8 protein-coding genes are annotated in these 8,411 nt (G+C 47.6%); 4 read left to right on the forward strand and 4 right to left on the reverse strand.

Annotation, left to right across the window (positions count from 1 at the left end; translation table 11 throughout):
* The first annotated feature begins 131 nt into the window (after positions 1–131).
* From CIK94_RS00375 to CIK94_RS00390, 4 genes are read left to right on the forward strand one after another with little or no spacing between them, the layout of a single operon-like run.
* Positions 132–389 carry a hypothetical protein gene (locus CIK94_RS00375; RefSeq protein ID WP_022310125.1) on the forward strand — a complete coding sequence of 86 codons (258 nt, stop codon included), beginning with the start codon at positions 132–134 and terminating at the stop codon, positions 387–389.
* Between the two features lie 12 nt (positions 390–401).
* Positions 402–1,334 (forward strand): ADP-ribosylglycohydrolase family protein, encoded by a 933-nt coding sequence (locus tag CIK94_RS00380; RefSeq protein WP_094387858.1) that lies wholly within the window; start codon positions 402–404, stop codon positions 1,332–1,334.
* Positions 1,335–1,339: 5 nt separating this feature from the next.
* A complete protein-coding gene (locus CIK94_RS00385) occupies positions 1,340–2,896 on the forward strand; it encodes an RNA-binding domain-containing protein (RefSeq protein WP_094387857.1) in 1,557 nt (518 codons plus the stop codon).
* A gap of 7 nt (positions 2,897–2,903) precedes the next feature.
* Complete coding sequence (locus CIK94_RS00390; protein WP_094387856.1) at positions 2,904–3,197, forward strand: helix-turn-helix domain-containing protein; 294 nt, start codon at positions 2,904–2,906, stop codon at positions 3,195–3,197.
* Positions 3,198–3,638: 441 nt separating this feature from the next.
* Here the strand turns inward: CIK94_RS00390 and CIK94_RS00395 are convergent, their stop codons facing one another.
* The 4 genes from CIK94_RS00395 to CIK94_RS14595 all read right to left on the reverse strand — a co-directional run.
* Entirely contained in the window at positions 3,639–4,811 is a 1,173-nt protein-coding gene (locus CIK94_RS00395) for an MFS transporter (RefSeq protein ID WP_094387855.1), read from the reverse strand.
* Positions 4,812–5,218: 407 nt separating this feature from the next.
* Complete coding sequence (locus CIK94_RS00400) at positions 5,219–6,469, reverse strand: L-rhamnose isomerase (RefSeq protein WP_094420643.1); 1,251 nt, start codon at positions 6,467–6,469, stop codon at positions 5,219–5,221.
* Between the two features lie 7 nt (positions 6,470–6,476).
* Positions 6,477–7,904, reverse strand: a complete 1,428-nt coding sequence (gene rhaB / locus CIK94_RS00405) for a rhamnulokinase (protein WP_094387854.1) — start codon at positions 7,902–7,904, stop codon at positions 6,477–6,479.
* Positions 7,905–8,083: 179 nt separating this feature from the next.
* Positions 8,084–8,411, reverse strand: a 328-nt coding sequence (locus CIK94_RS14595) for a hypothetical protein (protein WP_216821918.1), incomplete at its 5' end; no start/stop codon positions are given.

Genomic DNA, 8,411 nt, shown 5'->3' on the forward strand with positions numbered 1-8,411 from the left:
TATTCTTTTAGCAGGAAGTCCATTACAGAATCTTAAAGATTTCTCCAGTGTCAAAAGTAAAACATAAAAAACATTTTACACATAACTATTTAAAAGTAACGATATTATACCATAGAAAGTTTTACATTTATATGATACGAATGTATGACACGAATGAAGATGTTTTAGTAGTAAGAAAATCAGACTATCAAAACAACTCGATTGGAGATGGATATTTCCTTGTTCCTAAAGACGAATGGCAGATGGAGGATGATGGCATTAGTGTGTTCCATCTCTATCTTACCAAAGTTGTGGATGACCGAATAGATTATTATTTGGTAAATGGAGAGTATGTTGTCATCCTTGAAGAACTTCCTCTGTTGAAAAGAGATGATTATATAGAAATTTAGATACATACGACTATGGAGCATAAAACAATTGACAGATTTAGAGGTTGCCTTTATGGTCAAGCCATAGGCGATGCACTCGGATTGGGGACGGAATTCATGACAGATGAGGATATCGCTTGGAAATATCCTCATGGACTACAACACTACAAGCAGATATACCAAGACAGACATCGGAAACGATGGGAGATCGGCGGCTGGACGGACGATACCGACATGATGCTCTGCATTGCTGATGCGGTCATTGAAGACAAGGGTGTTAATTTTTACGACATCGCCCAGCACTTCAAAGGCTGGGCCAATGGCACTCCTATGGGTATTGGAGAAAATACCTATAAGGTGCTGATGATTGGCGACTATGTGGAGCATCCGTTTGATGTATCCCACAAGGTATGGGAAATGAGCAAGTATCAGTCTGCAGCAAATGGTGGGCTGATGCGTACCTCAGTAGTCGGACTTTTCCCGAAAGAAATAAGGACTTGTGCTGAGAATATCTGTCGGCTCACCCATTACGATCCAAGATGTGTCGGCTCATGTGTAATTGTATCTGAACTTATACACGCATTGGTTTATGGTATACAACCGCCAACATTATTTCAAATAAAAAGTTTGGCACAGTTATATGATGCAGAAATCTGTGAATACGTGTACAAAGCGTGGTGTGAATCAAATATTAATAATTTGGTAGACTATGACCACATGGGCTATACCTTAGTTACATTGTCCGTGGCTCTTTGGGCTTATCGACATGCTACTTCATTTGTTGATGGGCTTCTCGCTGTGGTGAATGCGGGAGGCGATGCTGATACAAACGCAGCCGTGGCGTGTGCCATACTCGGAGCAAAATATGGTTATTCATCTATTCCGACAGAATATATTAAAGGTCTCTTGTATAAAGAGACTTTTGACAAAACAATAGATAGCCTTTTGAACATTTGTATAAAGTAAATTATATGGCACTTGCAATAAACATAAACGACCTGCTTAACAAGCAGAAAATAGAATCCAACCGCATTGAGTTCAAGAAAGGTTGGAATCCAGGAAGTATATATCACAGTATATGTGCTTTCGCCAATGACTTTGACGATCTTGGCGGTGGATATATTATCGTTGGTGTCGATACTGACGACAAGACTGGTATGGCAATTCGCCCAGTAGATGGTGTGCCAATGGAAAAGATAGACAATATCTTGCAGGAGATGGTAGGCTACAACAACAAAATGGCTCCATACTATTTACCTCGCACTTCTGTAGAGGAGGTAGATGGGAAACAGTTGATAGTGATATGGTGTCCTGCTGGTAGTTATCGCCCTTATTCTGTACCTGTAAATGTAACGGCGAAAGGAACCAAAGAATACTTCTACATCCGCAGTGGTACAAGTAGCATTGAGGCAAGGGGTGAAGTTCTCGTTGAATTGCGAGAGTTGGCTAATCGTGTGCCTTTTGATGAACGAGGCAATAGCGACATCCAGTTGGAAGATATTTCTCTGGTGCTTCTTCGTGATTATCTTGTCAAAGTGGGTAGCAAACTGGCTGATGATGTGATAACGACTCCGCTTTCTACCATACTTGACCAAATGGAACTGTACACAGGACCAAAAGAAAACCGTTTGCTTCGCAATGTGGTAGCCATGATGTTCTGCGAGAATCCAAGCAAGTTCTTCCCTTACACTCAGATTGATGTAGTGACATTCCCTAACGGAAAGATGAATGATCCAAACAATTTCACAGAAGTTACATTCAAAGGCAGTGTTCCGCAGATGATAAAACAGACAATGGATTACATCAAGAGCAATGTACTCAAAGAGCATGTGCGTAAGATTTCCGGTAGGCAGGAGGCAGAACGTTTTTGGAACTATCCATACGATGCTATTGAGGAAGCAGTTGTAAACTCTGTATATCACAGAGATTTCTTGCAGCATGAACCAATAGAGATTACCATTGAACCAAGCGGAATCTCTATACTCAATTGTCCTGGACCTGACAGAAGCATCTCCAAGGAGGATATAGAAAAGGGCGATATGCTAAAAAGCCGTCGCTATCGTAACCGTCGTTTGGGTGATTTCTTAAAAGAACTTGACCTTACAGAGGGTCGCTCAACTGGTGTTCCAACAATACAAACAAAGTTAGCAGAGAATGGTTCACCACGTGCCATCTTTGAAACTACAGATGACCGCTTGACGTTCTTGGTTACTATTCCTGTTCATGAAGGATGTCGTGAAAGTTCAGAAACGAATAGCAACAGTTCGGAAACAGACATACTTGGTTCGGAAAGAGGTTCGGAAACAAAAACGAAAAGTTCGGAAAGAAGTTCGGAAACAAAGGACTTGATTATAGATATTATAAAACAAGACCCACATATAACAGCCGCTGAAATCGCAATGCAATTGAATATGTCTTCACGAGGAGTTGAGAAGCAAATACGTAAACTTCGTGAATTAGGCAAGATTAAACGAACAGGTGGTAGATATGGAGGCTATTGGGAAATCGTAATATTAGACAAAGAATAAAACGGATATGTTATTAGGAAACAAGATAAGGTCTCTTAGAGACGAACAAGGAATATTGCAGCGTCAAGTGGCTGCATACTTAGAAATAGACACACCCATGTTCAGCAAGATTGAACGCGGGGACAGACGAGCAAAAAGATGCCAAGTAATTCAAATGGCAACATACTTCAAAGTGGACGAAAAGGAAATGCTCACCCTTTGGCTTGCCGACAAAGTATTGGATGCTTTGGAGGGTGAAGACGAATTGAAACTTACAGCCATTGAAACAGCAAAAGACGAGTTAATGGATGTTAATCGCTAACTTGCAGCAAACAATTCATCTTCTGATATAAACAACGCAAGATTGATTTCTTGCATACAATGGGAACTTTATGGTATCATTTATGCTTGATGCCGTAAAGTTTCTTTTGATTTACAGATACTTACAAAGTATATACTGGTTCAAGGGTGAGAATAAATACTTTATAGGCTGTTAGTTGCATAAAACAGATTTTTTAGTCTAATTATGCCACTGTAATAACCGAAAACATCAGCCAATATGTCAAATCTATAGTGCATGATACAAGAAACCCTGGGCTGGGGAATCGCAACACTTACAGGGTAGCCATGATATGTACCCCCCCAACCAGCACTTACAGCGTAGCTAAGATATGTACCATGTAACTTCTGCTTTGTCTTGATGTTTTTTGAGCTCCGCTCGCTGGCATTGGAAACACGGGCTGTCGGCGCTACAGATGAACCTCTATTTCCTGTTGCTTAGAGTGATGGCTAATGATATGAAGGCAAAGGTAATGCCCACAATGCATACGCCTAACCAGTTGGCTCGGTTCCATAAATATCCGGCACAGAATGTACCGAGTGAACCACCTATAAAATATGTGGTCATGAAGATGGTGTTGGCACGGTTGGAAGCATGCGGAATCTCTTGCAGGCATTCGCTTTGATTACTGAGTTGCTGACATTGCAATCCTATGTCGACCAGGATGATGGCTGCGATGAGCCCTGCGTAGGTGTCGCCGAAGAGCAAGGCTATTCCCCAGGCCATAATCTGCATGCCTGCTCCGAACAGACTGAATTTACGAATGCCGAACTTAGGGACCTGTTTGCCTATGCCACTTGCCGCCACGGCACCCATGATGCCGCAGAGTCCGAGCATCCCTACCATGTCGCTTCCTGCCCTGAAAGGTGGTTGGGCAAGATGAAAGGCGAGGCACGACCATATGGCCATCATGCTGCCGAAACCAAAGGCGGCACGGATGGAGTAGATGCGTACCGAGGGGTGGAGAACGATAATCTCTGCCATGGTGCTCATTAGTCCTCTATAAGTACCTTCATAGTTGCGTTTCATCTCTGGCATCATCAATAGCATCACGCCCATGCAGATGAGCATCACGAAGGCGGCGATAATAAACATCTCGCGCCATCCCAGCCATTCGCCGATGTAGCCGCTAATCACCCGTGAGGTAAGGATGCCCGTCAGTAATCCGGATAGTACAAAGCCCATATTCCTGCTCTTGTTCTTGGGTGCAGAAAACTGTCCTGCTATCGGGATGAAGAACTGTGGAATCACGGAACAGGCTCCTATCAGCAACGAAGCCCCCCAGAGCATCCACACGTTTTGTGCCACTGCCATCACGATGGCCATCACGGCAGCGATGCTCATATTGACAAGGATGAGTCTCTTGCGTGAAAACATGTCGCCCAGGGGAATGAGGAAGAATAGGCCAAGCGCATAGCCTATCTGCGTAATCACGGTGATGAGGTTGGCGCTCTGCTCGGTAATGCCTATGTCGTGACGGATTAGTTCGAGCAGCGGTTGGTTGTAGTAGCAGTTGGCTACTGTGAGTCCTGCGATGATGGCCATCATCAGGAGAATATTGCGGGGAATACCTTGATTTTCTTTTAGCTGTATCATTTGCGTCTGTTTCTTGTTCCTTTGGGACAGCAAAAATACTACAAAGTTCTTTAATTACATTGTTCTTAGCGATTTTTTATCGCTGCCACGCTAAAGTGGCGGGATAATGCTCATAGGGCGGCTGGTATACAGAATGGAGTGTGGTGAACCTTTGTCCATGAGTCAGTTCTCTTTTGGCATCTTCCCTCTGTTTGTGTTTCGGCATAGTCTGCCATGTCTTCAATCTATACCGAGACAATCTGCTCAAAAGCGACACGGATATGAGCTGGAGTCTGATGACCGATTTTGGGGGGCAACAAAAGAAACAGGGTTGCGGGAATGGAACCTGCAACCCTGAAGTGAGTGGTTGCCGCACTGATGATGCGGCGGGTGATAAGTGCGCTATATACCTTATTATATATATAGCATTATCTCTTGGACAGAACTTCTTGCTCGTACTTCTGTACCTCGGCGATGTACTGCTCGCCTACAGGCACATTGTTCTTGAGGTTGAAGTAGTCGAATACGGCGCCGAATGGGAGGGTCTTCATCTCCTCGAGGAGGGCGAGGCGCTCGAAGCCCTTGCCGTCGTCCTCGTACTTGCGCAGTGTGGCAAGCGGCTCAAGGAATGCCTGGAGCAGAGACTTCTGGGCTGCACGTACGCCGATGACGTAGGCTCCGATGCGGTTGATGGATGCGTCGAAGTAGTCGAGGCCGATGTGGGCACGGTCGAGGGCGTTGGCACGCACAAGCTCGGTGAAGAGGTTGCGGGTGTTGTCGTCGAAGAGTGTCACGTGGTCGGAATCCCAGTGCATGGGGCGGCTCACGTGGAGCATCAGCTCGGGCACGAAGAGGAGGAGGCTGGAAACCATGTCGCTCACATTCTCGGTGGGCTCGTAGTGGCCGGTGTCGAGGGTGTAGATGGCGTTGTTCTTGGAGCAATAGCCTGCGAAGAAGTCGTGAGAACCTACGGTGTAGGCTTCGAGACCGATGCCGAAGAGCTTGGCTTCGAGACAGGACTTCATGTGGGGCAGGTCTTCGGCGAGGATTTCGTCGAGGCTCTCTTTGAGAATCTGGCGGTAGCGATAGCGCTCTACGGTGAGATCCTTGCTTCCGTCGTGAACCCAGATGTTCATGATACAGGGGTCGCCCTGTGCCTTACCCATGGCATCGGCGATGCGGCGGCAGCGCTTGGTGTGCTCAATCCAGAAGTCGCGGATGGCCTTGTCGGGATTGGCCAGCGAGAGGTCGCCACTCTTGGGGTGGGAGAAACTGGTGGAGTTGAAGTCGAGCTTCAGGTTGTGCTCCTTTGCCCAGTCAATCCATCCCTGGAAGTGGGAAACTTCTACCTGGTCGCGGTCTACAAACTTGCCGCCGAACTCTCCGTAAATCTCGTGGAGGTTGAGGCGATGGTTGCCTGCGAGCAGGGTCTGTACTTTCTCTATATCCTGACGCAGCTCGTCGATGTTGCGTGCCTTGCCGGGGTAATTGCCTGTGGCCTGGATGCCACCGGTAAGAGCCGAGTTGCTCTCAAAGCCTGTCACATCGTCGGCTTGCCAGCAGTGAAGTGATATAGGGGTCTTCTCGAGTTCGGCGATGGCTTTGTCGGTGTCTATGCCAAATTCAGCGTAACGCGCCTTGGCGATGGCATAGTTCTGTTCAATGGTTTCTACTTTCATGATTTTGTTATTTTTTTGGTTCATATTTCTTAATCTCTACCGAGTTGGCGATGATATGGCGCATCTGCCAGATGTCATCTACCTCTCCGGCTGCTTTGGCCTGGAGCATCACGTTGCCCAAGGCTGTGCCCTCCTGTGGGCCAGCCAGTACGGTGATGCCGCAAGCGTCGGCGGTAAGCTGGTTGAGGAAGTCGTTCTTGGAGCCGCCTCCGATGATGTGGAGCACCTTGATGTCGGTCTCGCTGAACTCGCGCAGGTAGCCCAGCACCTCGCTGTAGCGTCGGGCGAGCGAGTCGAAGATGCAGCGGATAATCTGTCCGTGGGTTTCGGGCACGGGCATGCCGTGGTCGCGGCAATACTGCTGTATGGTGGCTACCATGGAGTCGGGATTGGTGAAGCAGGGGTCGTCGGGGAAGATGAAACTCTCGTTGTCCTCTATCTCCCAGGCTTCCTTCTGCAGCTCGAGGTGTCCCAGATGGCGCAGCTCTGACCATTCCTGTCGGCATCGCTCATAGAGCCACATGCCGCAGATGTTCTTGAGGAAACGTGTGGTTCCGCCTACGCCGCCCTCGTTGGTGAAGTTGAGCTCGTAGCTGCGGTCGTTGATGATGGCTCTCTTGGACTCGATACCCATGAGGCTCCATGTGCCGCTGCTGAGGTAGGCAAACTCTTCGTCCTTGGCGGGCACAGCGGCTACGGCGCTGGCAGTGTCGTGTCCGGCTACGGCTATCACGGGCACGGCGCCGAGTCCGGTCTGCTTCTGCACGGCCTCGTTGATGGTGCCGATGATGGTGCCGGGGTGGGTGAGTGTGCCAAACTGCTCGCGGTTCAATCCTATGCTCTCAAGCAGTTGCTCGTCAAGGTCGCCCGTGGTGGGGTTGAGCATCTCTGAGGTCGAGGCTACGGTGTATTCGCAGATGGCGTTTCCGGTGAGCATGTAGCTCAGCGCGTCGGGCATGAAGAGTATCTTCTTGGCATTGCGCAGTGCCACGTTGCCCATCTCGCCCATGGTGTAGAGCTGGAAGAGGGAGTTGAAGTTCATGAACTGGATGCCGGTGCGCTGATATATCTCGGCGCGGCTAATCTTCTCTTCGAAGTAGCGCTCCATCATGCCCATGGTGTGTGGGTCGCGGTAGGCGAGTGGGTTGCGCAGAGGCTGGCCGTCGTCGCCAATGCATACGAAGTCGCATCCCCAGGTGTCGATACCTATGCTCGTAATCTCAATGCCACGCTCGGCGACGGTCTTGAGTCCCTTGATGATTTCATTATATAGGGCAAAGAGGTCCCAATAGAAAAAGCCATTGACATTGATTAGAGGATTGCCAAAACGGGTAATCTCCTCCAAAGCAACCTTGCCGTCTGCAAGGGTGCCTATGATAGTTCTTCCGCTGGTTGCGCCTAAGTCAACCGCAAAGAAACACTTTCTATTCTTCATGATTAATGTAAGATTTTTAGTTTTTCTGCAAAGTTAACTGATTGTTGGCATTGCGCATCTTGTTTTTTGACCTTAATTCATAAGTTTTTGACAATATCTACACATTATTATATTATATATAGGCACGTGGGGGCTGGATGGATGCGCGGGAATGGTATCGGTGGTGCCCTGTTTGACGATTATGGGCGTCGGGTCGTGTCGTGGTGGTGGCTGTGGGCGTGATGAGGGTCGAGAGGCACCTTCGGGTGCTTTTCGCGGTTTTTCCCGCTCTTTTGGCGTGGGTGGAATATGACGCGAAGATTGGCTATAGAGCCACTAAAATCGTGACAAAATGGGCGAAAATGGCCTCTTTTGTCAAAATATGCGAAAAAAATTGCGTTTATTTTCAACTTTTTTGTTGAAATGTTTGGTTTGTGTTGAAAAAAGCTATACCTTTGCATCCGCTTTCGAGAATGAAACACTTCTCCTGAGCGCTGAAGAAAGAGTTCTTTGAAAGATTTAAGATAA

Source organism: Prevotella sp. P4-51 (genome assembly GCF_002251455.1).
Classification (GTDB): Bacteria; Bacteroidota; Bacteroidia; order Bacteroidales; family Bacteroidaceae; genus Prevotella.

Excerpts from the sequence above, each read along its gene's own strand:
- CIK94_RS00375 (WP_022310125.1), top strand. The coding sequence starts at position 132 with ATGATACGAATGTATGACACGAATGAAGATGTTTTAGTAGTAAGAAAA.
- CIK94_RS00380 (WP_094387858.1), top strand. The coding sequence starts at position 402 with ATGGAGCATAAAACAATTGACAGATTTAGAGGTTGCCTTTATGGTCAA.
- CIK94_RS00385 (WP_094387857.1), top strand. The coding sequence starts at position 1,340 with ATGGCACTTGCAATAAACATAAACGACCTGCTTAACAAGCAGAAAATA.
- CIK94_RS00390 (WP_094387856.1), top strand. The coding sequence starts at position 2,904 with ATGTTATTAGGAAACAAGATAAGGTCTCTTAGAGACGAACAAGGAATA.
- CIK94_RS00395 (WP_094387855.1), bottom strand. The coding sequence starts at position 4,811 with ATGATACAGCTAAAAGAAAATCAAGGTATTCCCCGCAATATTCTCCTG.
- CIK94_RS00400 (WP_094420643.1), bottom strand. The coding sequence starts at position 6,469 with ATGAAAGTAGAAACCATTGAACAGAACTATGCCATCGCCAAGGCGCGT.
- rhaB (WP_094387854.1), bottom strand. The coding sequence starts at position 7,904 with ATGAAGAATAGAAAGTGTTTCTTTGCGGTTGACTTAGGCGCAACCAGC.